Below are 26,938 nucleotides of genomic sequence, written 5' to 3'. Positions count from 1 at the left end.
TTATGAGTGAAACTGAAAAAACTTCTCGGCGTAAGCAATGTATCTTACAAGCGGTCACAGATGCTTTGGCGGAAAGTGATTATCGAAGCATGACCATTGAAGATATTGCCGCTCGCGCAGGCGTTGGAAAATCGACGATTTACCGTTGGTGGAAGCATAAGTCCGATCTGGTTTTCGATGCTTTTAAAGCGCACACCGCCTCGGTGTTTGAACTCGATTTATCACAAAGTTTAGAGTTCAATCTAAATCAACAATTGCTCAAATTATCACGGGCTTTAAATCAGCACGTGGGTCGAGCATTGCTAGTGGTTTTGGCAGAGCATCGTGAAGCAGCAGGTGAGTTTTTTAAACAGTATTTGTTACCTCGACGTGAAGCGACACGTGAGCTGATCCAATTGGCCATTCAACGAGGCGAAATTCGCGCGGATTATCCTTTCGAACTCATGTTGGATATGTTGTATGGCCCGATTCATTATCAGATCATTTTCTTTAATACCCAGCCAGATGAAGACTATATCAAGCGACTGGTGCAGTTGGCGCTAAACCCGATTTTTACGGAGCACCAAGCCACGCGTAGCAGCGAGGCAATGACCTCATGACTACTCAACATCAGGCATCGTTATGGAACAAGTCTTTTGTTTTTTGTCTGTGTAATAACTTGTTTTTATTTAGCTATTACTTTGCGCTGCTGACCATATTACCCATTTATATTATGAAAGAATTGGGTGGTTCGATTCAGCAAGCGGGTATGGCTTTGACGCTGTTTTTGGTGTCATCCATTGCGATTCGCCCCTTTTCCGGCATGATCATTGAGCGTTTTGGTAAAGCCAATTCTCTACGTATTTCAGGCTTTATTTTTGTTGTTTTTGCGCTGAGTTATTTGTGGATTGACAGCATGTGGTCGTTGTTGGTCATTCGTTTTTTACATGGTTTTTGGTTCAGTATATTAACCACGGTCAATGTTCCCATCGTAAATGATTACATCCCAGATCACCGAAAAGGCGAAGGCATGGGTTACTTTGTCATGTCGACCAACTTAGGCGTGGTGATCGGGCCATTTTTAGCGCTGAGTATGATTCAATTCAGCAGTTTTAGTACCTTATTTGCAGTATTAGCCTTATTGGTTGCAGTGGGCTATATTTTTACGTGGTTAGTTCAAATACAAGAACACGTACAGCTTAAATCAAGTGATCAAGCGAGCCAATCCGCAGCCATCCAATGGCGTGATGTGATCGAAACACGGGTACTTGCCATCAGTTTTGTGGCATTGCTGACCGCATTTGCATATTCGAGTGTGATGAGTTTTATCACTGCTTATGCTGAACTGAAGCATTTACTTGCTTATACCACTATCTTTTTTATTGTCTTTGCCGTATCGATGTTGATCGTCCGTCCTTGGGTTGGCAAAGTTTATGATCGTAAAGGCCCGAGCGCAGTCATCTATCCATCCTTTATTTGCTTTGCCCTTGGTTTGGTGATTGTTAGTTTTCTCACGAATCAATGGCTGCTTTGGATATCGGCAGTTTTTATGGGCATCGGCTACGGTTCAGTGTTCCCATGCCTGCAAACGGTCGCGATTCAAACGGTAGAAAAAGCCCGAATGGGACATGCAATATCCACCTTTTTTGCCTTGTTTGATATTGGCCTTGCTGTCGGTTCGGTCATTATGGGTGTGCTGATTGCATACTTTGGATTTCAGGCAACCTATTTATTTTGTGCAGTGATGGTGCTGTTCACTTTGTGGATGTATCGTCTATTCGTGGCAAACCAATTTAAACGCAGTGCTTTAGGAGCTGAATAATGGAATTACGACATCTACGATATTTTGTTGCGGTTGCCGAAGAGCTAAATTTTACCAAGGCTGCGCAGCGAATGTGTACTGTGCAACCTTCTTTAAGTCAGCAAATTAAAGACTTAGAACAGGAAGTTGGGGTGCAATTATTGATGCGAACCAACCGAAAAGTTGAGTTGACTGCAGAAGGTCAGGCCTTTTTAAAAGAAGCGCGTTTGAGTTTAGAACATGCTGAAAAAGCCATGATAGATGCGCGTCAAATTGCGCAGCTCAGTAAAGAACAACTGAATATCGGCTTTGTTCCTGTGGCTGAAATGAAGGTCTTTCCTTATATCATGCCGAATATCCGTGCTCAGTTTCCTGAGTTAAAAATTCATTTTCATAGTTTAATGGATGTCGATCAGATCAGTGCAGTGCGTAAAGGGGAAATTGATATTGCCTTTACCCGTTATGTCGAAGAAAGCCCTGATATAGAATCTGTTCAGATTTTTACTGAGCCTTTGGCGCTGATTGTACCGAAAAATTCGCCTGTGGCAGAACAGCGGCACATTAGCATTAAAAACATGAATAATCAGGATTTTATTATTAGTGATGAACATTCATCACCTGAGCTATACCGAATTATTCAAGATTTCTTTAAGCAAAATAAACTGAATGTGAACTTGGTACAGCATTCGACCAATATTTTGTTAAATGTCAATTTGGTCGGTATGGGCGTGGGGTGGAGTTTGGTACCGTCTTATGTCATTCCATTGCTCGGTGATAAAATATTGGTTAAAAGTACGGTTGAACCTTTGCCGACCATTGGTTTGTATGCGAGCTATCGAAAAGATCGTAAAAATGATGCAATCGAATTGATTTTAAAAGTCTTAAAAGAGCAGTTCTATATGGGCTTTTTCTAAGCTTTTACATATTGCCGTAAGATCTAAATAACTGATGTTACGCAGTAACATCAGAAGCGCAATTTGATTCAAATATAAAGTACGATACGCGGTAAGGTCATCCGCAAGTGTTTGAGACAGGACAACTTCTAATCAAAAAGTTTTTGCGATACTCTGAATAATTTGACGGTAGTGAACGAGTTTTGCGGTGAGGAGCATTGCTCCGCAAGATGGTTTCCTTGCGAAGCTTCGCTTCTCATTTTGCCGAATGAGAAACAATGTTTCGTAAGAGTACCTCTAGCCGAAGGCTAATCCCTTTATTCAATCCCTAGATATAAGACTCCGTCGAATAGACTTAAAATGCATATTAAAAATGCGAAAGTACTTTTACGTGTGTAACATCAGTTAAACAAAAAATCTCGAATTAAGAGTTTCGGGATTTTTTTATTTATCGTATTTTTAATCAAAGACTCAATGATACATAGCCTTTGTCACTCTGATTTATTTAAACCATTTTTGTAAATAGGGTTTCATCACGCGGTAGGCAATCAAACCGATGAGTATAATCAGATAGAGTGGCCAAATCGTAATGAGAACAACCAACAGGCTCAACACAAATTGCTACCCTTTTTGTATACCGTACCATGCTCTTTGCCAGAAACTATCGCCATTTAACTGCGCAACAGCATCAAGGTTAATATCGATATGTTCACGGACAGTGGCAGGTTGAGTAAAGCTAATCACAATCGTGCTATAGCGGACACGATCTTGAACTTCTAAGCGGGTCAGGCGTGAGATTTCATTGACTTGCGCTGCAGAAACATGGTCGGGCACGACCTGTGTTTGCGACATTTTTTCTTCGAGTAGTTTTAGCTCATAGCGTTTTGCCGAATATTGCTGACGGTTCAAAAAATGCATTAGTGGTAACAGTTGATTGACGAAATGTGCAGCTTTTTCACTTGGCACACGAATGATCATTTCCGCTTGCGGATTTACTTTTTCGAAGATTTTAATTTTGCCGTCAGCAATCGGGTAGGATTGACTCTCTTGCACCATAAAGTCGATATTTTTCTGTTCAATAAAGCCGCCTAAACTTAGCGTCAGTTTTTCAATTTCTAAGGCCGTTTTAACGACATCTTTCGACTCAAAACTGACATTGGCTTCTCGTACCATTTTACGTGAGGCTTCGGCTGGGTTGACCTGCTCATTTAAAATAGTTTCAGGTTTTTGTGTTGTTGCAGGCGTGGTAGACGGCTCATTGGAAGTGCTTTCCGCTGCTTGATCTTGCTGTGTACTGACTTGAGCAGGTTGTGCATCTGCGCTGGCTTCAGTTGCCATTTCTTCGGTTTTCTTGGAACAGCCTGAAATTAAAATCACCGTAAACATGGCAATTAAATATTTATTTTTCATCGATGTAGAGCTCAATTGTTTGATTATCAGAAAGTCGGAGTAAATACTTTTTGCTTTAAATATAAATTCAAATTTAGCGTAATTATTAGTCGGGCGTATTGTATCGGAAAGTGTTTAAAGCACGGATGAACGCAACATAATTCTACATAAAGCCGCGTATAGTAATAGACAGAACAACAAGGATGAAAATAAGGATATCTACAATGAACCCAGCAATGAAACTCTACAGCAATCCACGCTCACGCAGTAATACCATTCTGCCTTTATTAAAAGAATTAGACATCGAGTCAGAAGTTGACATTATTGAAGTGCCATATGAAGAGATGCATCAAGCGGCATATCTCAAGATTAACCCCATGGGCAAAGTTCCTTGCTTGGTCGATGGTACTGCCGTGATCAGTGAAACTGCAGCCATCTTTAGTTATTTAGCCGATAAATTCAGTGACAAAGGTTTAGCACCCGCCTTGGATAATCCAAAACGTGGTGAATATTTGAAATGGATGTTTTTCTGTCATGGTCCGCTGACTGAATATATGGACATGAAAAATGTCGGCATTAGCACAGAGTTGATGGATGAAAAACGTGGCAGTTTGAGTTTTGGTAATGAAAAAATACTTTTAGATTTTATTAAAACAGGGCTTGCGCAGGTCCAGCCATATCTGTTGGGGGATAAAATTAGCGCAGCAGATTTGTATTTAGCTTATTGGATGGTGTATGCAATTTCATTCAAAATATTGCCATATTTAGATGAATTTAAACCTTTTATTCAGCAGATTCAGCAACGTGAATCGGTAAAAGATGTGCATTGGTTTCAGTCGGTTTAACTTGGATGCTTATTTGATTGTTGGCTGAACGTGGTATTGCTATATGTCTATTCATATAACTCTTTCTTTGAGAATTAAAAAGAAAGAGTTTTAAATATCAATCACTAAGATGATAAAGCGATTTTAATTATTGCCTAGATAATGTATGGCATATATTGCGCTAAATTAAATAGACTCAATCGTTGTTGGGTCTATTTAAAAAATCATCGGCTTCATCATCAGATAGAGGTGGGCCTAAATCTCTTTCAAGTTTGGCATATATTTCAAGCAGTCTTTTTTGATGTGGATCCATATCTAAGGCACGATGCTGCTGATATGTTAATTGATCATCAATCCAATCATAATCCTGAATCGTAGACCCGGCGAAACTGGTTTTCAAATGGAGTTTGTAATAACCATAAAAGTTGTGTTTCTTGGTATCTAGACAGAGATAGGCGAAGGTAGACCAACCACTTTCGGGAAATTTAAGGCGAGTTCGGCAGGGCTTCTTTTCTAGTGTAAATGTGGGTGAATAGACTTGGCCTTTTAGAATGATATTTTTATCTTGACCAAAATATTGAGTTTGTAATGCAAATAAAGCAAGAATCACTGTGGTGAGAAAAAAGCTGGCAATGACTGCATAAAAAAATGAAATGTATAAATGGAAGGACAAAAAATTAGATTCTTCGTTTTTGTTCACATCTTTTTCTAAGCGTAATAAATAGCAATTCAAAGAAATAAGAAAACAGAGGCAAAAAACGAAAATAGCTAACCAACTATTGGCATGAAAATGATGTATCTCTACGAAAATGAGTGAACAGATAAAAATAAAGCCCAACAAACTATAAATGAATAATTTCTGAAATCTTTTTTGCATTTTGCGAAGCTTATAATTATGTATTGAACGATTATAGCATGCGATGTTTATAGTGATTATAGAAAAAATCACCATGCTTTATGCATGGTGATTTTTAATTCTTGCAGATCTATTTAGATTATTAAGCATGCAATTTTGCAAACAATTGTTGGCTCACGCTGTCTAAAGTTTGTGGAATTGCAATCGCTGCAACAAAACGGTCTGGGCGAAGAATCGTAACAGATTCAGTGGTTTTACCAAACCAACCACGAATATCGGTACCAATATCACCAATCGTAATCACATTGTCGTACTTGGTGCGATTTTCATTGCTGAGCTGAACAGCAGGCAATACTTGGATAAATTTAACGCCCAATTTTTGCCATTTTTTCATGGTCGCATCTGACAGACCCCATTTCGGATCGACGCCCCAAGCAATGATTGCAAAGTCGTTACCGATGACTTCATCGAGTAGGACTTTCTCACCAGATTCAAGTTGCACATGTGGCTGAATGAACATTTTACCTACAGGTGAGTCTTTAACACCGTTATTGATCAATGCACCGTCGTTGTACTTCGGCATTGGCTTGAAGCGCATTTCCAATAGATATTGCTTGATCGGTTTGATGTAATTGAGTGCATAGGCAATACCATCACGGACGAAACCTTGCCATTTTTTCGGTGGAGCAAGGACATGACCCGCCATTACAGAAAGATCAATCATCGCTTTTGCATGATCTTTACGTTCAACTTGGTACGTATCTAAAAGTGCAGGGCCAGCTTTACCTTGTACAACCATTGCAACTTTCCACGCAAGGTTGAATGCATCACGCATACCACTGTTATACCCTTGACCTTGCCATACTGGCATGATGTGCGCAGCATCACCTGCAAGTAAAATACGGTCTACACGGAATTTATCTGCAATACGCGCATTGTGGGTATAAACACGCTGACGAATCACTTCAATACCATCGGTCGTTGGAAGTACTTTCGACAAAAGTTTGGCAATGTTTTCAGGTTTGCTTAATTCTTCTTGAGTCTCCCCAGGCATCACCATAAATTCGAAACGACGAATACCGTGTGGAAGCGCAGCAGATACATAAGGACGCACAGGGTCACAGCATAGGTAAATGTGTGGCGTTGCGAGTGGGTCATTATTGATATCGATCACGATCCATTGGTTCGGTGCAGTTTTACCATCGAAGCCGATGTTGAGGGTACGACGTACCACTGAGTTACCACCATCACAAGCAATCAAATACTGCGCTTGAATTTTTTCAGCTTCACCGTCTTTATTTTGAATATTGAGCGTTACACCATTGGCATCTTGGCTAAAATCAGACAATTGACGAGAGAATAAAACATTTGTGGTTTCGTACTGTTTTAAACCTTGTAGTAGTACATTATCGACTTGTGGTTGAATAAAGGCATTACGACGTGAGAAACCAAATTCACGAGTGAGCGGTTGAATGTCAGCGAAACAACGACCTTTAGGGGTTAAGAAACGCATCGCGTGGTTCGGTGTTGTATGTGGTAATACTTGATCCACTAAACCTAATGATTGGATGGTACGTAATGATTCATCATCAATACCAATCGCACGTGGGTAGTCAATCAGGCTGTCCAGTTGTTCAATCACAGTGACATTGACGCCTTGCTTACTTAAGTAGTTTGCAATGGTTAAGCCGACAGGACCTGCGCCCAGAATGGCAACTTCCGTTGTGTAATTTGCTTTATTGCTCATGCGTAAACATCCAATCACTTCACATATGCCACTATTAAGTTCTAAACAGAGACTTTCAACAAGCTAGGCATAAGTCGAAACGATGAATCGAATTGTCGTGTTTTTTGCAGGGTTTTATTTTAAGTGAATGATATATATTTATTTATATGAAAATCATCAATCATTTTGAATGATTTATCGATCATTAAAATCTATTAATCAGTGGCTTTGAGCATAAAAAAGCCGAACCATTTTTCAATGATCCGGCGACTTTAATTCATTTAGCACAACATTCTATTAATGAGGGATAAATGTTGAGCAGCAGACTAAATGAATTTAGCGTGTGGAGTACGCTATCCGTCTATTACTGAGCAGGTTGAGCTGGTGCAGAACCTTCAGCATTTGCTTCTGAAGCAGGTTGAGCAGCAGTACCTTCAGCAGCAGTTGTTTCAGTCGCTGGCTGTTCTTGAGTGCTAACCACTACTTTTTCTTGTTCAGGTGCTTCTTGTTTATCTTTGCTGGCAGCAAAACTTGTTGCAGCTGCAGCAGCTAGAGTAGAAGCAAGTAAAATTTGAGTTAATTTCATTTTGAGCATCCTTATATATTTTAGTAAGTCCTGAAAAGATCATCACGTCCATCAGGAGAGAACTCATGCTAAATCGAGAAAACCGAGTGATCAATGCGAGCAACAAAGTGAAACAGACTGGTTAACTGGATGAATACATAACCGTCCATCCTGTGTTTTAAATGTAAAAAAATATCGGAATCTTCATTTAACTTTGCAAGAAAAAATGACCAAATCGACTTCATGATTCATTCATTGTTTACATGATGATTACATCGAAGTCGTAATTAAGCTGAATCCAGAATTTTCACTAAAATCCAAATGTAAGGATTCTTTTCGATATGGCTATTTTTTTAAATATAAGAGTTAACTTTGCCAATAAAATGTGACCAGATATGTCATGCATTCATGCAAATGGAATAAATAGGCTGTTTAACAGCCAGATCATCATTCAATGCCTCGGATACTAGGCTGATCTATGCTTTAGGAAAATGAAGACGGAGAAATGAAGACTAGGCTTGCAGCATTTTTTTGAAATCATTATGGTAAAGGCCATCAATCATTGGCTATTTATTTGAGTGACTCACTTTTGAAATTAGTTTCTACCCACGGTGCGATTCCGGTTCATATTATTTCTGGCTTTTTAGGTGCGGGTAAAACCACAGTTTTACAGCAGTTATTAAAGCAAAAGCCAGCGGGCGAAACTTGGGCCGTACTGATGAATGAGTTTGGGCAAATCGGGGTCGATCAACAGATGTTGCCGCAAGATCAGGGCTTTGCGGTGAAGGAATTATTGGGTGGATGTCTATGTTGTAGCAGCCAACTGCCGATGCAAATTGCGTTGTCACGATTATTGTCAGAGGTGAAACCCGACCGACTGTTTATTGAGCCGACAGGTTTAGGGCATCCGGGACAACTATTGGAGCAATTGACCGAGCCACATTGGCATCCGCATTTAGCCATGCGGGCATTGGTAACCGTGGTTGATGGCTCACGCTTACATGATCAAGAGTGGACTTCGCAAAATCTGTATGCCGATCAACTCAAAGTGGCACAAATCGTTGTGGTGTCTCATGTCGATTGCATGAGTGATGCCGATCAAGCTGGTTTGGAACGACTCAAACAAACGTATTTACCGTATCAGCAGCAATGGATCAATGTCGTCAAAGGTGATTTAAAATTGGCAAATATTGATCTCGCCTATGTGGGAAGTCCTCGTAAAATTCAGCCTTTATTGGCGATACAAAAGCAAACGTTGGTCGATGTACCCACAGAAATTAAACAGTTGCCTTATCATTATGTTGAATCCGCTCAGGGCTATAGTGTCGCAGGTTGGAAACTCCCAAAACGATGGATTTTCGACTTTTTTGAGCTGTTAGATTTACTCTGTGAGCAGCAAGATTGGCTACGGATCAAAGGTATTTTTCAGACAGACCAAGGGTGGAAAACCTTTAACTTTAATCCCGATCAGTTTAATTATCAGTCGAGCGAGGAAAGTATCGATAATCGTGTCGAAATTATTTACCAGACTGAACGTGAATGGCTCGAATTTGAAGATCGTTTAATGCAGTGTCGTATCGATGCCGAGAAAGCTGAGAAATAAGTAAATCAGCGCAGCAAAAGCTTGCTAAATCTTATATGCTAGGCGCCAAATTTGAGGACTTTACTATGGCGCTAAAAGCTACAATTTATAAAGCAGATTTGAACATTGCCAATATGGATGTACACCAATATGGTGATTATCAATTGACAATGGCTTTGCATCCTTCTGAAACGATTGAACGTTTGATGGTACGTGTCTTGGCATATGCACGCTATGCAGATGAAGCCTTAGAATTTACCAAAGATCTTTTCGAAACAGACGAACCAGCGCTGTGGGAAAAAGATTTAACAGGCCAATTGGTGAAATGGATTGAAGTTGGCTGTCCTGACGAAGACAAAGTCAAAAAAGCCAGTGCACGTTGCCCAAACGTTGCTGTGATTACTTATGGTTCATCAGTAGATGAATGGTATAAACGCAACAGCAAATTGAAAACACTGAAGAATGTTGAGATTTGGCAATTATCTGAAGCGAGTACAGCTGCCATTCAAGAGTTATCCGAACGAACCATGTCTTTACAATTAAACGTAATGGACGGCGAATGGACTTTGATAGGTGATAAAGCTCAAGCTGTTATTGAATGGACACAATTGCAATAAGTTTATCATTTGATTTAACTCTTCATGATGGGTGTGAGTTTAGGCTTGCATCCTGACTATAAAATTCGGTATATCTACAAACAATGAGAAAATTTTAAAGATGGGGAGCAGCCGATGTACCCTGATTTTTATTTGTTATTTGTGGCGCTTATGATTGGCGCTGTCATTGGTGCGGAACGTGAGTACCGAAGTAAGTCGGCAGGTCTGCGCACCATGATTATGGTCAGTTTAAGTTCATGTTTATTTACTATCTTATCGTTACGTATCGGCGTTGATAGTCATGATCGAATTGCGGCCAATATTTTGACTGGCCTCGGCTTTTTGGGTGCGGGGGTAATTTTTAAAGATGAAAATCGAATTTCAGGCATTACCACAGCAACTACCATTTGGATGACCGCTGCCTTAGGCATGGCTGCGGGAGCGGGCTATGTCATGCTGAGCTTGATTGGTACGGTGATTGTGCTGATCGTTTTAATTGTTTTGATTTATATTCAAGCGTGGATTGAAGCGAAAAACCAAGCACGGAGTTATCGTATCGTTTGTCACTTTCGACAACAAACGCTGGATGACTATGAAGAGCTGTTTAAAACCTATCAAATGCAAGTGGTTCGTAGTGTGCGACATAAAACTGAACATAAAATCAGTGGGCGTTGGATCTTAATTGGCTCTGCGACAAACCATAGAAAATTAACTCAAGATCTAATGAATGATCAGGATATTCTGGAGCTCAATTTTTAACAGCGTATTTACTACGGCATCCAAAGTAATCCTGTTTATAATAGTGCTTTATTTAGATTGCGGCATTTGAGGTTGAGAGCATGAGCAAAGAATTAGAAATTATTGACTTAGTGGTAGGCGAAGGTAAAGAGGCGGTTAAAGGTGCTTTGATTACAACTCACTATACTGGTTGGTTAGAAGATGGTACTAAATTTGATTCATCATTGGATCGTGGTAATTATTTTGAAACGGTGATTGGTACAGGCCGTGTAATTAAAGGTTGGGATCAGGGCATCATGGGGATGAAAGTCGGTGGTAAACGTAAGTTAATCGTACCATCACATTTGGCTTATGGTGAGCGTAAAATGGGTAATGTAATTCCTGCCAATTCAAATCTTATTTTTGAGATTGAATTGTATGACGTAAAAACTCGCGATTAATAGATCAATAGTTTTAGATCAATGACATGGACGTTATTGATCAATTTGATAAAATAGTAGTTGTTATTTTTGTCTTTTACCGTAGATTAGAATAATTACTCGAGTATAAACGCAGGAATCAAAGCCATTGTATTTACAGTTGCCTTGTACCAGATTGTTCTGGGTTTTTACCTTTATTATTTTTACACTGGCATTTACTGTATCGACTGCTCAAGCACAGTATGAAACTGCTCCTAAATCGTTTTATTTAAAATATCAAAACGAAGTTAACCAAATCTACTTCACGGAAGACACCAGTAGCCTCTTACAAGGCAAATGGTTGTTTTATCCAAATCAATTTTTAACGTCTCCGAGTTCGGTTCTAGTCGGTCAAACGGTCTATCTGCCTGCATCATTTAAAGACATCACAGGGGACAGTAAAGGTTTTGGGACATTTACTGGACATTTCCAAATCCCTAAACAATTTATTGGTCGACGTATCGCGGTATTGATTCCAAATCAGTACGGTGCGTATCGGGTATTTTTAAATGGTGATGTGATCGTTCGTTTGGGCGAGGTGGGGCGTACTGAAGCAGAACAAAAAACGGAGAATGCACCGCGAATTGCCTATTTTGTGGCACAAGATGAATATTTCACTTTAACCATTCAAGCTTCGAGTTTTAACAGTATGCACGGCGGGTTTGAAAACCCGATGCGTATTGGTATTGCTAAGACAGTAAACCGCCAATTCCAACAACAAATGATGAGTATTGGAATGGTGTCGGGCGCCGTCTTGGGTGTGGGACTATTTACGATCCTATTTTCTGTTTTCCGAGGTTTACGCGGTCGCAATAGCCGAAGTAATTTGGTGTTTGGCTTATTTATTGTCTTTTTAGCATTCCATAATTTATTTTCAGCACCTTATGCCTATACCACTTTTACCGATATCAATTGGTTGTGGGGCACGCGATTAGAATATTTATTTACTTATTTGGCGTCGATTTTCTTTTTAAGTTATATCCACTTGCTCAGTCGTCGCTATTTATTTACCTTAAATTATCAGATCGCGATGTTGCTATTGTCTTTGAATATTTCAGTGACTTTTGTTTCGACGCCTGAGATTTTTCAGCCTTTGGCAACCTACAGCTTTGCTTATGTGATCGTTGTTCTGAGTAATTTTGCTTATGGTTTTTACCTAACACTGAAAAAGAAAGAACCGTATTCAAAATTAAATTTAATCGCGGTTATTTTCCTGTGCATTACCTTTTTAAACGACTTTTTGCTGATGATGAATTTGATTGATTCAGTCAATTTATCGTTCATTTCAACCAGTTTGTATGCCTTGTTGATCATGTTTCAGCAATCGCATCATTATGCACAGCAGTCGATGCATACGGAACAGTTGAATAATAGTTTGCTTGAGCTAAACAGTTCACTCGATCAGAAAGTCAAAGAGCGCACCTTACAGCTTCACGAGCTGAATAAAAAGCTAGAGCTACAAATTCGTATTGATGCCTTAACGGGGGCATTCAACCGCCGTGCACTGAATGCTGAAATTCAACGCTTATATTCGGAAGTCCGTTTTCATAGCCATCGAACACTGGTCTTTGCCATGTTAGATGTTGATTATTTTAAAAATTATAATGACCACTATGGACATCTCAAAGGCGATGAGGTGTTACAGCAGATCGTGAAAACCATGCAAAATACCCTGCCAAGTTCAGCCTATGTGGCTCGCTACGGGGGAGAAGAGTTTGCCATATTGATGCATGATGTTCCGTATGCGATTGCCCAAGAGCAATTACAATTGGTACTCGAAGCCATGCGTAATGAACAGCTTGAACATGTTAATCGGGGTGATGACAAAAATTACGTCACTCTAAGTTTGGGCATGGCATGGATGGATAAGCAAAATGACTTTGACAGTATCGAAGCTTTAATGAAACATGCAGACCATTATTTATATATGGCCAAACAGGCAGGACGCGATCAACTTAAGCCTTGATACCTAGTCGTAAACGGTTTAAAACTTTGTGGAGGTATCGGTAGTATCCATTGCCAATACTTATTTAGATTCATTTATCTTTAAATTCATCTATACAATCATCTTATTTGAAAATCTATCCCTCTACGAACTTTATCTCTCTACTAGCAGAGTTGTTTGACCAATTTAAGCGGAACATCAGTAGGCTCAAAATCCTGATGTGCGACAAAGCCATATTTTTGGTAAAAGGCGAGTGCCGTATGGGTACTTTCTAGACTGATCTCGGTAATATTCTTTTTCTGGACGCAGTGCATCATGTTTAACAATAACGCCTTACCAATGCCTTGGTACTGACGTTCAGGGCAGATATAGTTCAGTAAAATTTGTCCCTGATCACTGACTAAAATAAAGCCGACCACTCGATTGTCACTGACGTAGACCCAACTGTCGTTGTAAAGCATCCACATTAAAATATTCGATTGATTTGCCTCCTCAAGCCAAGCTTGAATCACACTTTCATTACGTTGATGGTCCTGGATACATGAACGAATGCTGTTGTGAATCACGTGAATAATTTCGGGTATGTCCTGGATTTGTGCTTCGCGTATCATAATTTTTTCTTTTTATAAAAACTCCAACAGCCTGCCATTTCAGAAGATATCGACCTGTGCTTAAAGAGGCTTATTGTTGCGTTTTATGTTTTTTTGCTGCCATTGCGCCGTTGGGTTGGGTTTTTATTTCAAAATTGTTGCAAAATTTACAAATGTATATTTATGGATTAATCGCTAAATACAGAGAGAAATCGACATAAATTCATCCATTCATACTGATTTTAAAACTAAAAGTAGATGCAACATGAATCTATACATATTCAATGAATGCAGAAGGAGTAATAATTTGAAATAAATTAACGATGAAAATAGGCCAGATTTCAGCTTTAAAATAATTCTGTATGAATTTTAAGCGTTATTGTGCGTTATATTAGTTCATAAAAATATTCGATGGCTCAAGATGTAAAGGCGTGTCATCGGCAGTAGGTTGTCATTATGGTTAATTTTCTCATTGTGCTGTGTATTCTGATGGCGTTGTCTGCAGCGGGCATTGTGGTCAAAAAAATCCTAAAAACAGAAAAATATCGTCAAAAATATTCGCGCTATCAAGCACCAGAAAAATCGAACAGTATCACTTTGGCATCGAATGATGATGCTATACGCCAAGTCGATCAAGTCATTGAAGTTGATGAATATGAACAGCAACTTTTTGATGATATTGCGGAAATTTTCTTTCAACAACAATACAAATTAGATTCGCTACAGGCAGCCGAGCAGTTACAAGAAGTCTTTTTACGTCGCATGCCAGTGAATTGTAAAACTCAAATTCGACAATTAGATCTGAATGAATGGTCGATTTATTGGAATTTTTACAATCAATCACTCGAGTATTATTTAGGTCGATACGGCGAGTTTTATACACATGTCGACCGTTTTGGCGAAGAACATAAAATAGAATATCGCTATCAAGACTCTGCAAGTTGAAGCAAAATGCGGTCTCGGACTAAATCGAGATAACTCAAATCATCACTCATTCGAGCCATTAAAATTGCGCCTTCATAATCCGCCAAGCTGATTTTGGCAAGTTGCGCGGCATGTTCGATGTTCATACATCGCTGAAAAAACACTTCAAAGGCGAGTTGCCACTCGTGAAAGATGGACTGCAATTTTGCAAAAATCTCGGTAGGCAAATGTTGACGTTCCATACTTAAAATCCCGACCAAACAACCTAATCCGCCTTGGCTAAAAAACTGGATGGCTAGTTGATGGATTTGCGGGAAAGTCTGTTGAGGGGATGTAGTGGATTGTTGTAATTGCTGAAAAATACTGTGTTGTAACTTTACATGCGTCAGGTTTAAAATTTCCATTAATAAAGCGTCTTTATTCGGATAGTCATAATAAAACGCAGCTTTTGAAAGTCCACAGGCTTCGGCCAATTTCCCCATGCTACAGCCCATATAGCCATAGCGTTTAAAGGCGTGTGCTGACTGTAGTAATAGATGTTCTGAGGTATTTTTCCGTGGACGCATGTATCTCTCTATTCGAATAAATCAATATGATGTGTATAAAGTAAATTGCTCTAGGCGACTAATAGTTCATCAAACCGTCCAATCACTTCCTGCCATAAGGGTTCAGCACCTTTGCGGAAATATCCCATATGACCAATCTGTTTTAGACCATAATCTTGCGCTTCAATATTGATATAGTGCATTGATGCTTGCGCATAATGTTGCATAAAAGCATGTCGTGAATTAGGTAATGCCCAGTCATCATCAAGTGCAGCGACCGCATAAATCGGCGTTTGAACTGCAGCATATTGTTGAGATAGCTCACTCAGCTCAGGGTCGGCAAAGAAATAGGTTGGGTTTTTACACCAACGGCGCCATTGTTTATAGACATCGACAGGAAGGTCAGCGCCCATATTGAGTTTGCTCCAAGGCAAATACCCTTTGATGGCAACCATCGGCGGAAAAACGATATTCCACATCACATGAACTTTCATTTTTTCTTTAAAGGGCATATAGCCATGCCAACCTGCGCCAGTGCCAAAACAATACATGGCACGTATCTGATCATGATTTGAGGTAAGTCCTAGTGCTTGGCCGCCATAGGAGTGTCCCACTAGAAAAGTTTCCTGACCGTGTTGTTGCATATAAGCTATGGCACCAGAAAGGTCATAACGTCCCCAGTCAAGATAAGACATCTTAAAGCCTTTAAGTTTTGACGGTGCAGAACGTCCTATACCACGATAATCAAAAGTCAGTACTTGATAACCGAGTCCTGCGGCATACTCGGCAAAACGACGGTAAAATTGTTGAGGTACACCTGTCGCACTTGAAATAATAATATTGGCCTTAGCGGCAGTATTAGGCCGATATTCAACGCCTGAAAGCGTATAACCATCGGTTGCAGGGAAACTCACGGGTGTACTATGTATTTCTTGCGCTGCTGGTTCTAAATCCGTTGACATAATTTTTCTCTTGATAGGCAGGACGTAAAGGGTTTATTCAGTTTAAATAAAGGGTTATTTGCCCTGAAAATTGGCTGCGCGACGTTGTAGCATGGCCATCACACCGTCTTGTACATCTTGTGTTTTTAGTAGTGGTTGTAAGTGCTGATCCAATTGAGCAAAGGCAGCATCGGCTCCCAAATGCACCCCTTGCTGTGCTGCAGCGAGTGTTGCCTGAACCGCCAGTGGTGCAGCCTGTGCAATTTGTTCTGCAAGTTCTATTGCACGAGATAAGGGCGCTTGCTCAGTGATTTCAGTCACCAAGTTCATGTCATATGCCGTTTGCGCATTGAAACGTTCACCTGTGAGTAAATAGCGCATGGCTTTATTCCAACCCGCTGCTTGCACAAAGCGAACTGTTGCGCCACCAAAGGGAAGAATGCCACGTTGCACTTCCATTTGAGCAAACTCCGTGTGACGCTGTGCGATCACGATATCGGCATTCAGCATGAGTTCAATACCCGCTGTAAAACAGAACCCTTGTACCGCGACCACAACTGGTTTTTTTCGTTGTCGTGAGTTGGTTCCCCACGGATTAATTTGCTGATCAGGAAAATTAAACAGTCCACTGCCAAGTTTGGGTTGTAGTTCGACCAAGTCTAGACCTGCAGTAAAATGATCACCATGAGCAAAAATCACTGCACAGCGTAAATTTGGATCATCTTCATATTCAGTGAGCGCCAGTGAAAGGTCATGAATTAAATGACTGTCAAACGCATTTCGTTTATCTGCACGGTCCAAACCGATTAAATAAAGATGACCATGGATTTCTCGACTTACACGACCTTGTTGTTCTGACATTTGGATGATTCCTTCTGATTATTCTTTAGGCATACCTAAGTTTTTAAACGATTGTTAGAAAACTGTCAAAACTGATGCGTTCAATACATCAAAATCAAAGTAAGTTGGATGAATGGTTTGATTTAAAATTTACAGAGTTGATATGAAATAGTGTGGGGTAGAGCTTGCCTTTGGGCTGATTTTTTCCATAATAGCTGCAGCTTTTTTAAGGCCCAATCAACCATGTCAAACTTAGAAATTTTTGCAGTCATTATTAGCTTAATCGGGGTGACTTTAACCATTAAGCGAAATATGTGGTGTTGGTGGTTTAACTTTGCAGCTTTTTTGCTGTATGCCTACCTGTTTTATACCTACAAACTTTATGGCGAAACCATTTTGCAGTTTTTCTTTGTAGTGGTGAACTTCTATGGTTTTTATCATTGGTTGAAGGGCAAACAACAAGACCACGACATTCGTATTGAACCGATTGCGACCAAAATTGTGATCGTTCAAATGCTCTTAGCTGCGGTGGGCGGTTTGATTTTTGGTTTAAGCCTGCACTATTTTACCGATGCAGCCGTGCCGATTTTGGATGCACAATTGGCCGCATTTAGCTTACTTGCAACGTATTGGACCAGTCGGAAACATATTGCCACTTGGGTGCTTTGGGTATTTGTCGATATTATCTATGTGGGTATGTTTATATACAAAGACCTGTATCTCACTGCGGCGTTGTATGCTGGTTTTGTGGGCTTGGCGGCATTTGGTTGGTGGCAATGGACACAAGTCAAAAATAAACAGCAGCAACAGGCGATGAAAGCTTTATAAGGATCATTGGGTGATGGCAAAGCTACTTTTAATAGCCGATTCCGAACCCGATGAATAAGTAAAGAGCGTGCAGAGTCATGATTATCGACTTTCAACTTGAGCAGCAACTGCGTTTTGATCGACAAGCTGGGTTTCTATTGCAGCAAAAAGCGAGCTTTTTTCAGTTTGAACAAATAGCAGATGTGTATAACGCTGAATGGCTCAATGCATTTCCACAAGGCACGCAATGTAGCATCAGCGGTTTGGATGATGGTGCAGATGAATACGGCATCCAAATCAGTTACAAACACCAAAGCGTTTTGATCGATTATTCACAAGTAATCAAATTGGTACACCGTGATCGGGATGGTGTGGTGCATAGCATGATCTTAAATTAACAACTGATGTTACGCACGTAAAAGTACTTATGCACTTTTAAAATGATTTTTAAGTCTATTCGACGGAGTCTTACATCTAAAGATTGAATAAAGGGATTAGCCTTCGGCTGGAGGTACTCTTACGGAACATTGTTTCTCATTCGGCAAAATGAGAAGCGTGCTTCGTAAAGAAACCATCTTGCGGTGCAATCACCTCACCGACAAAACTCGTTCACTACCGTCAAATTATTCAAAGCATCGCAAAAACATTTTTGATTAGAAGTAGTCCTGTCTCAAACACTTGCGGATGACCTTACCGCGTATCGTTCTTTTATTTGAAGTAAATTGCGCTTTGATGGTTACTGCATAACATCAGTTAATCAGCTATGTATTGAACTTTTTCATCATTATGGCTCGCACTGCACGTCTTATGAACCCAGCGCTTTGATACATGCAAAACCAATACAACAGCTGCCTGAACAAGCCAGCTTTGATATTTTTAGCCTCGGCTTCGGTCATTGGTACGCAAAGTTGTCCTATGCAGGGATGTATTTAAAAATCGATGCGGGCTGGGAATTTCAGCTCGAGTTTAAAGATAAGCATGGGCAAATCTATTAAAAAGTCCTTTAAGGCAGAGTCCAATGAGTTGCTGTATGGCAATTCTGTTTTTCTAGCTTGGTTTCAGGTCAATGACAGCCATAACGCTTTTCGATTTAATTAAAAGCACAGTTTTAGCAACTGTAGACTGGGCGAAATAAAACAATAAAACCAATATTGACCTTAAGGATTACGAGAATGGCACATCAATTTACCGTCAATGCCACAATTCATGGCGTTTCACTTGAAGATTTTAAACGACTAGCCGCAGATATCAGCTTGCATGAAGCGGTGTGCAAACGCATACCGGGTGAAAATCTAGAAATTTTAGAATCAAAAAAAACAGGCGATATGTATACCTTAAAACGTGCCTATAACCTTGATGTAAATATTCCAGATATTGCCAAGAAGTTTTTAAAAGATGCGTTTCGTCTGAAACGTACGGATATTAGTAATTTGGCGGCATTAACATCTGACGTCAAACTAGATCCGAACCTACCGCTCGAAGCCAGTTGTAAACGAAGTGTCAGTGGTGATGCAACACAAGTGAGTTTCAATTTGGACTGGACGGTGAAAGTCAAAGTTCCACTGATTGGTGGATTACTTGAAAAACATGCAGAAGGTGAAATTCGTCGTTTTAGTCAGCTTGAGATTGAAATTGTAGAAGATGAATTGCGTAAAAATTTAAAAGCCTGAATTGATTTGAAAGAGATTTAAAAAAAGCGGTCATTGACCGCTTTTTTTATTATTTTAATGAGATGTTTTTTCAAAACGTTGACGATAGAGCATCGCAGTAAAGAAGGTCACCAAACAGACGGTCCAAATATAATACATGGCGCCAATGTTGCTGTATAAACTCAACCATTGAACCAATGGCAAGGTGATACCACCCGCGATGGCATAGGCCAAATTGTATGAAAATGAAATGCCCGAGAAACGAATCTGTGCAGGGAACATTTTCACCATACTATAAGACACCATACCAACCGTACCTGATGCCAAACCGAGCAGCATATAGAGCGCAAACACGGTCGATGCTGCCACATGACCCAAGCTGTTATAGAACACGCCCGCGATTATTGCGACAAGGAGTGAACCGAACAGCATCACTTTACCCGCACCGAAGCGATCTGCCAAAAGACCTGCCAAGATACAACCGACCATTTGCATCACAATAGCGGCACTTTGCATTTTAAAGGCATCGGCACGCTCAAAACCAAAGGCGCCCGTGAGTAAATTTGGCATCGCTAAAATCAGCACAACAACACAGCCGGTTAAGAACCATGTAAACAGCATACCAATCACAACGCCTGTTTTGTGTTGTTGCAGCACTTGTTTTACTGGAAGCTCTTTAGCCAATTGTTTCTTTTCTTGCATGGCTTTAAATACAGGCGTTTCTTTTAAATAACTGCGGAGATAGAGCGCAACAAAACCAAAGATCCCGCCTAGAATAAATGGAATCCGCCATGCCCAGTCATGGATTTCTGACTCTGTAAATTGTAATGAAATAAACAATGACATCAGTGCGCCCAATAGGATACCCAAAGATAAGCCGGCAGTGAGTAGACCATTGGCAATCCCAATTTTTTGCTCAGGCACATGCTCTGAAACAAAAGTCCATGCCGCAGGGATTTCACCACCAATCGCGATGCCTTGAATCACACGCATCAGTAGGAGCAAAAGTGGTGCTGCATAGCCAATACTTTCAAAAGTTGGCATCACACCGATCATCAGTGTAGGCAGAGCCATGAGTAAAATAGACAAACTAAATAAACGCTTACGACCAATCAAATCGCCAAAATGCGCCATCACCACACCACCCAATGGGCGGAAAAAATATCCGGCTGCAAAAATACCGTAAGTATTCAGCATCGCCCAAAATGGACTGAGTCCAGTGGGGAAAAACAGTTCCGAAATAATTTTGGCGTAAAACACATAAATGACAAAGTCATAAAACTCGAGTGCGCCACCGAGGGATGACAGTCCGAGGGTACGTTTATCTTGACGAGTCAGGCGTGGCTGAGCTTCCATGCAAATATTTTCCAGCAGCAAATAGCATTTGAGGATTTTAGTGATTCAAATTTTTATTGAATAATCAAACTTTGTTGCCTTATTAAAAACTTATAGTTATGAAAATATCGTGAATTAAGAACAAAATAATATAGATAAAGTCGCATTAACTTAAAGAATGATTGGTGATGGATGGCGTTAAATCTTGGAATATAAATGATAAATATCAATAGTATAGGGCGGTGTGATCTGCTATTTTACTTTGTGCTCTATATAAACCATAAAAGATTCAAAGCCATAGCATGCCGTTGTTTTATACTCAGAACCGATAATAATGCATATTGCATGGTTGTTTTTTTTTAAATAACTGATGTTACGCAGTAACATCAGAAGCGTAATTTGATTCAAATGAAAGAATGATAAGCGGTAACGTCATCCGCAAGTGTTTGAGACAGGACTCCTTCTAATCAAAAAAGTTTTTGCGATACTTTGAATAATTTGATACTAGTGAACGAGTTTTGTCGGTGAGGTGCATTGCACCGCAAGATGGTTTCCTTGCGAAGCTTTGCTTCTCATTTTGCCGAATGAGAAACAACGTTTCGTAAGAGTACCTCCAGCCGAAGGCTAATCCCTTTATTTAAATCCTAGATGTAAGACTCCGTCGAATAAACTTAAATATCATTTTAAAATTGTGAAATTACTTTTACGTGCGTTACATCAGTTAAATAATTTAAGCCCGCTAGACTTAAAAAAGGATAAATACATGAGTCATATTGCTGCTGTTGCGCAGCGTGGAGAAGCGATTTTGACGCTAACTGCCGCAGAGGTGCAAGCGTCTGAAATAGGTTCTGCATGGTTAATTGCATTGAGCGAAACACTGCATGCCACCATGCTTGAGCGTCAAGGCGTAGGCATTGCGGCGCCGCAAATTTATGTTTCTAAGCGGGTGATTATCGTGGCTTCACGTGCAAATTTACGCTATCCCGATGCGCCTGAAATGGAGGCGATCGTGATGGTCAATCCAGTGATTACATCTCGATCTACGACCACGGTTTTGGGTGAAGAAGGCTGCTTAAGTGTGCCGAATGCACGAGGACAAGTCCCGAGAGCCGAGCAAATTCACGTGCGATATTTGACGCTTCAAGGTGAAGTCAAAGAGAAAACCCTGAATGGTTTTCCCGCACGGATCGTACAGCATGAGGTCGATCATCTGAATGGGATTTTATTCACCGAGCGTTTAGAATAATAAACCATGTTATTTCAAAATATAAAAATGACCAATTGAGCTAAAAAAATAGCGGAAAAGTAATTTGAATAGTGTTGCAAGTGAAGTTTAAAGGCTTCAAATGTTGCACTTATAACTGTGAAATAGGCTTTCTTTTTGAAGCTAAAACCTTGTATAACTAGCGAAATAATAAAATAAAAAAGAAGATTAATGGGGAAAAATTGGGGCAATGCTGTCTGTACGAAATGGGGCGTACAATGGCGTAAGTTGAAGCATCTTTTGTTTGAATCGGACTATCTCATTATCAATTGGTCTGACTACGATAAAGGGCGTTTACTTCTCATCTTTGGCATGCTGAGTCAAGTTAGCGTGTTGAAGTGGTGCATCATGAATTTTTATTATTCGACCAATCGGATTTGGTTTAATCCGAGTGAACTCAAGTTCAGGATCATCGTCGCTTGTATAGTCCTACTCAGTTATGGCGTATTGGCAGTACTCAGTCTTTATTTCAAAAAATATTTAAATTTTAGACTGTTTTTTAGCTATTTTGCGCCCGTCCTGTTTGGGATCGGCATGATCTATGGTGGCTATATGATCGGGATCTATAGTCCTGCCACCATGGCGGGAACAGTCAATTTGTTGATGGTCGGTTTAGTTTTTTATCGTCCTGCAATTATGCTCAGTATTACATTTCCGATCACACTGTTTATTGGCTACATTTGCTATCAAACTTCGATTGACCATCTAGAATATGCACCGATTTTCAGCCCGGCTTTAAAACAGAGTGAGTTTTACGACAATGCCTTTTGGCTCATGAGTATGGCGGAGTTGTATTTACCCATATTGATTGTGAGTGCAGTGTTTTTTCAGATTTTGCTTTTACAGTGGCGACACCGTGAACAAAAGATGGAAGTCCTCAGCCGTGTCGATGGCCTGACCAATGTGTTTAACCGTCGTTATGTCAGTCATGAACTTGATACGCTCAGCAAACAGACACGGCCTGAATTTGCAGTCGTTTTGCTTGATCTCGACCATTTTAAATTGATCAATGACCAATATGGACATGATGCAGGAGATGCCGTTTTACAACGTGTTGCTCAAATTTTAAATGACAATACTCGTGTACAAGATGTGGTTGGGCGTTATGGCGGTGAAGAATTCATTTTAATTCTAAAAAATCAGAGTTTAGAGCAGGCGATAGAGGTCGCTGAACGCTGTCGATTGGCCATTTCTGAAGCTGAAACTATGATAGCCAACCATCAAATGTTGAAGATTAGTGCAAGTTTCGGTGTAGCAACTGCGATTGAGGGGACACCGTCTGCTGTGGTCACGCGTATGGCCGATCAAGCGCTGTACATGGCAAAGCAACAAGGACGTAACCAAGTGCGTAGCTTTCGTGAGTTAAACTTGGCAGAAGATTAAAAACTTAAAAGATAGCGATGCAGCAATTACAATTTCAGCTCGGATTAGCGCAGCTCCACTTTCAGACTGAGCAACGGAATATTCATTTTGATCATGGCTTAGCGGCGTGGGTACAAAAATGTGTTCAACAGCGCTTCATCTGTAATGAGGCAGCGACTATTGCAGAATGAACCTGTTGCGAAGAACCATATCGTTTTAGACCTGACCAATATTTCTTTGATACACGATGTTGGTGTTCGAATGCTCTTTGAAGGCGTAGATCGTTTAATTGCAGATGGTCATCGCGTGGCAGTGATCGACTCAGAGCATCTCTTGGAGCAAAGTCGAAGTCATGCAGGACATGAGGTGGTTGTTCGAGAAGAGTTGAGTCAATATTTACAACGGTTTGAGCGTTAATGGATAAAAGTCCATTGTTGATTTATACAAGGTGCTCATAAGTTTAGTGCTTAGATCGGCTATAATTTTCTTTTTGCGTTAAATTTGCTTATGTCTTTTGAGCTAAAAGTCAGTCTACTCCCGAGTGCTGAAGCTTTATCCCCACAGCATAAAAAGCTGAATAAACTGATTGAGCAAATTGAACAGCAAAAACAAGATTTAACGCTTTGGAAAAATGCCAAAAGTGAAATTCAGAGTTATATTCAACTCAAACTTGTGCCGATCTATCGTGATTTGCATGTAGTCTACTTTCGTCAGCTTGGGCAGCTTTGGCAGCATCTACAGCAAGAAGACTTTGCTAAAGCGGATTTAGCTCAGCTCGATGTGAAGCTTGCGAAATTGGCAAAGCAGTTGAAAAAATCCAATTACTTAAATACAGCCGAACTTGAAAAAGTCACTGAAGTAGATGCTTTTTATCAGCAGCATCATGCACATAATCAAAAGCCAAATAAAAAGGGCAAGTCAGCACAAGCAGAACAGCTAAACACAAATAGTCATGTTGATATAGAACTGGACGCTGCAGAACAACATGAGTCTTATGAAGAATGGGACAGCGAACAATATCAACGTGAGAAAAAAGAGCATCAGCGTAAACGACTTGCGCAAAAACGTGAGCAAGCTGAAAAGTTAGTGAACCAATCACTGAAAACTGTGTATTTAAAAATCACTGCCATGATTCACCCTGACCGTGAGCCTGATGAAGCTAAAAAAGCAGAAAAAACAGAGTTGCTGCAAGTGGTGAACCAAGCTCATGAAGCACAGGATTTGTTTTATTTATTAAAGCTGCAATTACAGCTTGAAACCAATAAAGGCAAAAGCCCTAAAGCCTTAACTGATGAACATTTAAAGTTTTATCAAATGGCGCTAGAAGCACAAAGCCAACGCCTAGCCAGTCAGATTGATGACATCACGGATAGCTTTCACTGGAGTGAAAAACCGAAGCCGAAAAATATGCAGGTGAAAGATGTGTATAAGGTGATTGATGGCGATGTTTCGGTATTGAAAGAGCAAGTGAAATGGGAAAAGGAACGTTTGAAATATATGGAGAAGGTGAAAGGGTTGGAGGTGTTGTTGGAGAATGGGGTGCTTTAGATTTTGCTTTTCTCCCTCTCCCTTTGGGAGAGGGACGGGGTGAGGGTTGAAGTTATAATGAAAAATATTTAAAAGCACCTCTCCCTAGCCCTCTCCTGGAAGGAGAGGGAATTTCTTTGCGTATCACATATTCACAATATAATTAAGAGAAAAATAAAAAATGAAAATAGACCCTGCATTATTAGAATTCGCCAAAACCATGCGCCATACCGCCACCGATGCAGAAAACCTGTTGTGGCAAATACTCCGTGCCAAGCGTTTTATGAATCTTAAATTCCGCCGTCAGCATGTGATCAAACCTTATATTGTGGATTTTTACTGTCATGAAATTGGTTTAGTGATTGAGTTGGATGGCAGTCAGCATGGAATGGATGATGCGATTGAATATGATGCTGAACGTACTAAGTTTTTAGAGGCTTTGGGGTTAAAGGTGATTCGGTATTGGAACCATGATGTGTTGGGTGGGACGGATATGGTGTTGGATGATTTGTGGCGGAGATGTTCTGAATTAAAACAAACCTCTCCCTAACCCTCTCCTAAAAGGAGAGGGAATATTCATTACTAAACTCATGCAAATATAAGTTCAAGTGACGCTCCCTCATTGGATGAGAAGCACTGCTTCGCAAGGAGGTAAGTTAATTTAAAAGTTGATTCAGAAGTTCAGGCAGTTCTTCAAATTTCTCAAACCAAATAATATTTACTCCTAGTTCAGAGAACATTAATTCCTGTAAATTATGATGTCTTTCGAGAAATGATGATTCTAATGGTGATGAACTCTTAGTTTTTTTTGAAATTTCAGAAATGCTAATACGTTTTAAAAAGGCAAAATGTTGAATGTTTTCATTGCCTGCTTGTGCAATTTCGAGTAATCGTCTTAGATTTGGGTCATCCATTGATAAGCCAATCATCATACATGTATTTTCTTTTAATATTGATAATTGGATTAAATTTGACCAATGATAGGGGTTGGAGTACATGCGGTGATAACCTTCTTCTGAAAAAATTAGATCCATTTTTTCGAATGAGTCATCATTTTCTAATTCTATATTCTCTGGAATAAATCCATGAACATGGTATATGGGTAATTGTTCATTACTATATTTATCGTTATCAAGATAGATTGATTTATATTTTAAATTAATATTATATAAATGTTGTTCAACTAAGTTGTCAAAATTATAAGTAATAATAGATTTAACTTTTGCACCAGTTCTAGTCGGAATGCACAATTTTCCGATTGTACTAATTAATTCAGATTGTTTTCTTTCTTTATTATAAAGAGTTCTTTGTAATTCCTTCATAAAGCTTTTTGAATCTTGATTCTGAGTAGAGAATCCTGTGCGTAAATATCGAGCTGAAAGTAAAGCAGATTTTAAATATTTTTCTGAAAAGGTTTTACTTATATGTTTAATGATTTCAACATATTCACCTGCACGCATAGTGCTTAATTCTTTATTATCACTACTACTATTAACTAAGTAGGTGATAAATAAACTTGAAATTAACTCATCCCAACTTGGTAGATTAGCACTACACGAAACCCCAGCTCCAAGTAAAAGAGAAACTTTTCCACTGTCTTTATATAGATCTTTTAAATCAACGATTAGTTCATTTCTTTTTATGATCCAATCTTCCTTTTTTTCAAAAACTAAATTATTAGGGTGTGTTGACATTTACAGCCGATAAATTGAGCTAAAGAGGCAACCATATAAATATACAAGCTAAAGCAACAGCGCTTTGATAGTTACGTTTTAGCTTATCGTATCTTGTGGCAATTCCTC

Annotated in this window: 30 protein-coding genes and 1 pseudogene; 20 read left to right on the top strand and 11 right to left on the bottom strand. The window is 39.7% G+C overall.

Going from position 1 to position 26,938, the window contains the following annotated elements; translation table 11 throughout:
* The first annotated feature begins 2 nt into the window (after window positions 1-2).
* From FTU64_RS04280 to FTU64_RS04270, 3 genes are read left to right on the top strand one after another with little or no spacing between them, the layout of a single operon-like run.
* Window positions 3-599: a TetR/AcrR family transcriptional regulator gene (locus FTU64_RS04280; RefSeq protein WP_168379283.1), complete on the top strand. Its 597-nt coding sequence runs from the start codon at window positions 3-5 to the stop codon at window positions 597-599.
* Entirely contained in the window at window positions 596-1,801 is a 1,206-nt protein-coding gene (locus FTU64_RS04275) for an MFS transporter (protein WP_180059282.1), read from the top strand. The genes FTU64_RS04280 and FTU64_RS04275 overlap by 4 nt, the downstream gene beginning before the upstream one ends.
* Window positions 1,801-2,694, top strand: coding sequence for a LysR substrate-binding domain-containing protein (locus FTU64_RS04270; RefSeq protein WP_078191428.1), 894 nt, complete (start codon window positions 1,801-1,803; stop codon window positions 2,692-2,694). The genes FTU64_RS04275 and FTU64_RS04270 overlap by 1 nt, the downstream gene beginning before the upstream one ends.
* A gap of 600 nt (window positions 2,695-3,294) precedes the next feature.
* On the opposite strand, the gene FTU64_RS04265 is transcribed toward FTU64_RS04270, so the two are convergent.
* Entirely contained in the window at window positions 3,295-4,083 is a 789-nt protein-coding gene (locus FTU64_RS04265) for a DUF4349 domain-containing protein (protein ID WP_257222189.1), read from the bottom strand.
* Window positions 4,084-4,298: 215 nt separating this feature from the next.
* On the opposite strand from FTU64_RS04265, the gene FTU64_RS04260 reads away from it, so the two are divergent.
* Window positions 4,299-4,907 carry a glutathione S-transferase family protein gene (locus FTU64_RS04260; protein ID WP_180005326.1) on the top strand — a complete coding sequence of 203 codons (609 nt, stop codon included), beginning with the start codon at window positions 4,299-4,301 and terminating at the stop codon, window positions 4,905-4,907.
* 175 nt (window positions 4,908-5,082) lie between these two features.
* On the opposite strand, the gene FTU64_RS04255 is transcribed toward FTU64_RS04260, so the two are convergent.
* The 3 genes from FTU64_RS04255 to FTU64_RS04245 form a co-directional block, all read right to left on the bottom strand.
* Window positions 5,083-5,586 (bottom strand): hypothetical protein, encoded by a 504-nt coding sequence (locus FTU64_RS04255; protein WP_180005306.1) that lies wholly within the window; start codon window positions 5,584-5,586, stop codon window positions 5,083-5,085.
* A 298-nt stretch (window positions 5,587-5,884) separates the two neighbouring features.
* Window positions 5,885-7,489, bottom strand: coding sequence for a bifunctional 3-(3-hydroxy-phenyl)propionate/3-hydroxycinnamic acid hydroxylase (locus tag FTU64_RS04250; RefSeq protein WP_078192235.1), 1,605 nt, complete (start codon window positions 7,487-7,489; stop codon window positions 5,885-5,887).
* 343 nt (window positions 7,490-7,832) lie between these two features.
* Window positions 7,833-8,054 (bottom strand): hypothetical protein, encoded by a 222-nt coding sequence (locus FTU64_RS04245; RefSeq protein WP_078191424.1) that lies wholly within the window; start codon window positions 8,052-8,054, stop codon window positions 7,833-7,835.
* Between the two features lie 568 nt (window positions 8,055-8,622).
* Between FTU64_RS04245 and FTU64_RS04240 the strand changes: the two genes are divergently transcribed.
* The 5 genes from FTU64_RS04240 (at window position 8,623) to FTU64_RS04220 (ending at window position 13,373) form a co-directional block, all read left to right on the top strand.
* Window positions 8,623-9,636, top strand: coding sequence for a GTP-binding protein (locus FTU64_RS04240; protein WP_180059281.1), 1,014 nt, complete (start codon window positions 8,623-8,625; stop codon window positions 9,634-9,636).
* Window positions 9,637-9,701: 65 nt separating this feature from the next.
* A complete protein-coding gene (locus tag FTU64_RS04235) occupies window positions 9,702-10,232 on the top strand; it encodes a YaeQ family protein (protein ID WP_180041946.1) in 531 nt (176 codons plus the stop codon).
* 114 nt (window positions 10,233-10,346) lie between these two features.
* Window positions 10,347-10,970 (top strand): MgtC/SapB family protein, encoded by a 624-nt coding sequence (locus FTU64_RS04230; protein WP_180005309.1) that lies wholly within the window; start codon window positions 10,347-10,349, stop codon window positions 10,968-10,970.
* Window positions 10,971-11,050: 80 nt separating this feature from the next.
* Window positions 11,051-11,389, top strand: coding sequence for an FKBP-type peptidyl-prolyl cis-trans isomerase (locus FTU64_RS04225; RefSeq protein ID WP_180005310.1), 339 nt, complete (start codon window positions 11,051-11,053; stop codon window positions 11,387-11,389).
* A gap of 187 nt (window positions 11,390-11,576) precedes the next feature.
* Window positions 11,577-13,373, top strand: coding sequence for a diguanylate cyclase domain-containing protein (locus FTU64_RS04220; RefSeq protein WP_180059323.1), 1,797 nt, complete (start codon window positions 11,577-11,579; stop codon window positions 13,371-13,373).
* A gap of 143 nt (window positions 13,374-13,516) precedes the next feature.
* Here FTU64_RS04220 and FTU64_RS04215 read toward each other — a convergent pair whose 3' ends face one another.
* Window positions 13,517-13,963 carry a GNAT family N-acetyltransferase gene (locus FTU64_RS04215; protein ID WP_180059280.1) on the bottom strand — a complete coding sequence of 149 codons (447 nt, stop codon included), beginning with the start codon at window positions 13,961-13,963 and terminating at the stop codon, window positions 13,517-13,519.
* A 435-nt stretch (window positions 13,964-14,398) separates the two neighbouring features.
* Here FTU64_RS04215 and FTU64_RS04210 point away from each other — a divergent pair, with 435 nt between their 5' ends.
* On the top strand, window positions 14,399-14,887 hold the full coding sequence (locus FTU64_RS04210) for a hypothetical protein (protein WP_180059279.1): 489 nt from the start codon (window positions 14,399-14,401) through the stop codon (window positions 14,885-14,887).
* Here the strand turns inward: FTU64_RS04210 and FTU64_RS04205 are convergent.
* From FTU64_RS04205 to FTU64_RS04195, 3 genes are read right to left on the bottom strand one after another with little or no spacing between them, the layout of a single operon-like run.
* Window positions 14,869-15,432 carry a TetR/AcrR family transcriptional regulator gene (locus FTU64_RS04205; protein WP_180059278.1) on the bottom strand — a complete coding sequence of 188 codons (564 nt, stop codon included), beginning with the start codon at window positions 15,430-15,432 and terminating at the stop codon, window positions 14,869-14,871. The genes FTU64_RS04210 and FTU64_RS04205 overlap by 19 nt on opposite strands.
* 50 nt (window positions 15,433-15,482) lie before the next feature.
* On the bottom strand, window positions 15,483-16,373 hold the full coding sequence (locus tag FTU64_RS04200) for an alpha/beta fold hydrolase (RefSeq protein WP_180059277.1): 891 nt from the start codon (window positions 16,371-16,373) through the stop codon (window positions 15,483-15,485).
* A gap of 54 nt (window positions 16,374-16,427) precedes the next feature.
* Window positions 16,428-17,213: a crotonase/enoyl-CoA hydratase family protein gene (locus FTU64_RS04195; RefSeq protein WP_180055501.1), complete on the bottom strand. Its 786-nt coding sequence runs from the start codon at window positions 17,211-17,213 to the stop codon at window positions 16,428-16,430.
* Window positions 17,214-17,435: 222 nt separating this feature from the next.
* Between FTU64_RS04195 and pnuC the strand changes: the two genes are divergently transcribed.
* From pnuC to FTU64_RS04175, 4 genes are all read left to right on the top strand, one after another.
* Window positions 17,436-18,020 (top strand): nicotinamide riboside transporter PnuC, encoded by a 585-nt coding sequence (pnuC, locus tag FTU64_RS04190; RefSeq protein WP_180055500.1) that lies wholly within the window; start codon window positions 17,436-17,438, stop codon window positions 18,018-18,020.
* A 77-nt stretch (window positions 18,021-18,097) separates the two neighbouring features.
* A complete protein-coding gene (locus FTU64_RS04185; protein ID WP_180007552.1) occupies window positions 18,098-18,397 on the top strand; it encodes a hypothetical protein in 300 nt (99 codons plus the stop codon).
* A 423-nt stretch (window positions 18,398-18,820) separates the two neighbouring features.
* Window positions 18,821-18,994, top strand: coding sequence for a hypothetical protein (locus FTU64_RS04180; RefSeq protein ID WP_180011477.1), 174 nt, complete (start codon window positions 18,821-18,823; stop codon window positions 18,992-18,994).
* Between the two features lie 177 nt (window positions 18,995-19,171).
* Window positions 19,172-19,669 carry a DUF2505 family protein gene (locus FTU64_RS04175; RefSeq protein WP_078192225.1) on the top strand — a complete coding sequence of 166 codons (498 nt, stop codon included), beginning with the start codon at window positions 19,172-19,174 and terminating at the stop codon, window positions 19,667-19,669.
* 54 nt (window positions 19,670-19,723) lie between these two features.
* Here the strand turns inward: FTU64_RS04175 and FTU64_RS04170 are convergent, their stop codons facing one another.
* Window positions 19,724-21,004 (bottom strand): MFS transporter, encoded by a 1,281-nt coding sequence (locus tag FTU64_RS04170; protein ID WP_180055499.1) that lies wholly within the window; start codon window positions 21,002-21,004, stop codon window positions 19,724-19,726.
* Window positions 21,005-21,746: 742 nt separating this feature from the next.
* Between FTU64_RS04170 and def the strand changes: the two genes are divergently transcribed.
* The 6 genes from def to FTU64_RS04140 all read left to right on the top strand — a co-directional run bounded on the left by def (window position 21,747) and on the right by FTU64_RS04140 (window position 25,686).
* A complete protein-coding gene (gene def, locus FTU64_RS04165) occupies window positions 21,747-22,229 on the top strand; it encodes a peptide deformylase (protein WP_180055498.1) in 483 nt (160 codons plus the stop codon).
* Between the two features lie 189 nt (window positions 22,230-22,418).
* Complete coding sequence (locus FTU64_RS04160) at window positions 22,419-23,630, top strand: GGDEF domain-containing protein (RefSeq protein ID WP_180055497.1); 1,212 nt, start codon at window positions 22,419-22,421, stop codon at window positions 23,628-23,630.
* Between the two features lie 17 nt (window positions 23,631-23,647).
* A complete protein-coding gene (locus FTU64_RS04155; protein WP_180055496.1) occupies window positions 23,648-23,800 on the top strand; it encodes a hypothetical protein in 153 nt (50 codons plus the stop codon).
* Complete coding sequence (locus FTU64_RS04150; protein ID WP_180055495.1) at window positions 23,790-24,026, top strand: hypothetical protein; 237 nt, start codon at window positions 23,790-23,792, stop codon at window positions 24,024-24,026. Before FTU64_RS04155 ends, FTU64_RS04150 begins: the two co-directional genes overlap by 11 nt.
* A gap of 90 nt (window positions 24,027-24,116) precedes the next feature.
* The gene (locus tag FTU64_RS04145) at window positions 24,117-25,157 is read left to right on the top strand and encodes a molecular chaperone DnaJ (protein WP_180055494.1); all 1,041 of its coding nucleotides are present in this window, start codon (window positions 24,117-24,119) and stop codon (window positions 25,155-25,157) included.
* A 160-nt stretch (window positions 25,158-25,317) separates the two neighbouring features.
* Entirely contained in the window at window positions 25,318-25,686 is a 369-nt protein-coding gene (locus FTU64_RS04140; RefSeq protein WP_180055493.1) for an endonuclease domain-containing protein, read from the top strand.
* Between the two features lie 106 nt (window positions 25,687-25,792).
* Here FTU64_RS04140 and FTU64_RS04135 read toward each other — a convergent pair whose 3' ends face one another.
* Together FTU64_RS04135 and FTU64_RS04130 are read right to left on the bottom strand one after the other, a co-directional pair.
* Window positions 25,793-26,830: an SIR2 family protein gene (locus FTU64_RS04135; RefSeq protein WP_180055492.1), complete on the bottom strand. Its 1,038-nt coding sequence runs from the start codon at window positions 26,828-26,830 to the stop codon at window positions 25,793-25,795.
* Window positions 26,831-26,849: 19 nt separating this feature from the next.
* Window positions 26,850-26,938, bottom strand: a pseudogene (locus FTU64_RS04130) (IS5/IS1182 family transposase); the annotation flags it as partial.

It is taken from the genome of Acinetobacter sp. YH12128 (assembly GCF_013418655.1).
GTDB lineage: Bacteria > Pseudomonadota > Gammaproteobacteria > Pseudomonadales > Moraxellaceae > Acinetobacter > Acinetobacter amyesii.
Note: the sequence above shows the minus strand (reverse complement) of the source record. Positions and strands in the feature narration are given on the sequence as shown.

What these genes read in the sequence shown, in the direction of transcription:
- FTU64_RS04280 (WP_168379283.1), top strand. Translation starts at nt 3, where the DNA reads ATGAGTGAAACTGAAAAAACTTCTCGGCGTAAGCAATGTATCTTACAA.
- FTU64_RS04275 (WP_180059282.1), top strand. Translation starts at nt 596, where the DNA reads ATGACTACTCAACATCAGGCATCGTTATGGAACAAGTCTTTTGTTTTT.
- FTU64_RS04270 (WP_078191428.1), top strand. Translation starts at nt 1,801, where the DNA reads ATGGAATTACGACATCTACGATATTTTGTTGCGGTTGCCGAAGAGCTA.
- FTU64_RS04265 (WP_257222189.1), bottom strand. Translation starts at nt 4,083, where the DNA reads ATGAAAAATAAATATTTAATTGCCATGTTTACGGTGATTTTAATTTCA.
- FTU64_RS04260 (WP_180005326.1), top strand. Translation starts at nt 4,299, where the DNA reads ATGAAACTCTACAGCAATCCACGCTCACGCAGTAATACCATTCTGCCT.
- FTU64_RS04250 (WP_078192235.1), bottom strand. Translation starts at nt 7,489, where the DNA reads ATGAGCAATAAAGCAAATTACACAACGGAAGTTGCCATTCTGGGCGCA.
- FTU64_RS04245 (WP_078191424.1), bottom strand. Translation starts at nt 8,054, where the DNA reads ATGAAATTAACTCAAATTTTACTTGCTTCTACTCTAGCTGCTGCAGCT.
- FTU64_RS04235 (WP_180041946.1), top strand. Translation starts at nt 9,702, where the DNA reads ATGGCGCTAAAAGCTACAATTTATAAAGCAGATTTGAACATTGCCAAT.
- FTU64_RS04230 (WP_180005309.1), top strand. Translation starts at nt 10,347, where the DNA reads ATGTACCCTGATTTTTATTTGTTATTTGTGGCGCTTATGATTGGCGCT.
- FTU64_RS04225 (WP_180005310.1), top strand. Translation starts at nt 11,051, where the DNA reads ATGAGCAAAGAATTAGAAATTATTGACTTAGTGGTAGGCGAAGGTAAA.
- FTU64_RS04215 (WP_180059280.1), bottom strand. Translation starts at nt 13,963, where the DNA reads ATGATACGCGAAGCACAAATCCAGGACATACCCGAAATTATTCACGTG.
- FTU64_RS04210 (WP_180059279.1), top strand. Translation starts at nt 14,399, where the DNA reads ATGGTTAATTTTCTCATTGTGCTGTGTATTCTGATGGCGTTGTCTGCA.
- FTU64_RS04205 (WP_180059278.1), bottom strand. Translation starts at nt 15,432, where the DNA reads ATGCGTCCACGGAAAAATACCTCAGAACATCTATTACTACAGTCAGCA.
- FTU64_RS04200 (WP_180059277.1), bottom strand. Translation starts at nt 16,373, where the DNA reads ATGTCAACGGATTTAGAACCAGCAGCGCAAGAAATACATAGTACACCC.
- FTU64_RS04195 (WP_180055501.1), bottom strand. Translation starts at nt 17,213, where the DNA reads ATGTCAGAACAACAAGGTCGTGTAAGTCGAGAAATCCATGGTCATCTT.
- pnuC (WP_180055500.1), top strand. Translation starts at nt 17,436, where the DNA reads ATGTCAAACTTAGAAATTTTTGCAGTCATTATTAGCTTAATCGGGGTG.
- FTU64_RS04185 (WP_180007552.1), top strand. Translation starts at nt 18,098, where the DNA reads ATGATTATCGACTTTCAACTTGAGCAGCAACTGCGTTTTGATCGACAA.
- FTU64_RS04175 (WP_078192225.1), top strand. Translation starts at nt 19,172, where the DNA reads ATGGCACATCAATTTACCGTCAATGCCACAATTCATGGCGTTTCACTT.
- FTU64_RS04170 (WP_180055499.1), bottom strand. Translation starts at nt 21,004, where the DNA reads ATGGAAGCTCAGCCACGCCTGACTCGTCAAGATAAACGTACCCTCGGA.
- def (WP_180055498.1), top strand. Translation starts at nt 21,747, where the DNA reads ATGAGTCATATTGCTGCTGTTGCGCAGCGTGGAGAAGCGATTTTGACG.
- FTU64_RS04160 (WP_180055497.1), top strand. Translation starts at nt 22,419, where the DNA reads ATGGGGAAAAATTGGGGCAATGCTGTCTGTACGAAATGGGGCGTACAA.
- FTU64_RS04155 (WP_180055496.1), top strand. Translation starts at nt 23,648, where the DNA reads ATGCAGCAATTACAATTTCAGCTCGGATTAGCGCAGCTCCACTTTCAG.
- FTU64_RS04145 (WP_180055494.1), top strand. Translation starts at nt 24,117, where the DNA reads ATGTCTTTTGAGCTAAAAGTCAGTCTACTCCCGAGTGCTGAAGCTTTA.
- FTU64_RS04140 (WP_180055493.1), top strand. Translation starts at nt 25,318, where the DNA reads ATGAAAATAGACCCTGCATTATTAGAATTCGCCAAAACCATGCGCCAT.
- FTU64_RS04135 (WP_180055492.1), bottom strand. Translation starts at nt 26,830, where the DNA reads ATGTCAACACACCCTAATAATTTAGTTTTTGAAAAAAAGGAAGATTGG.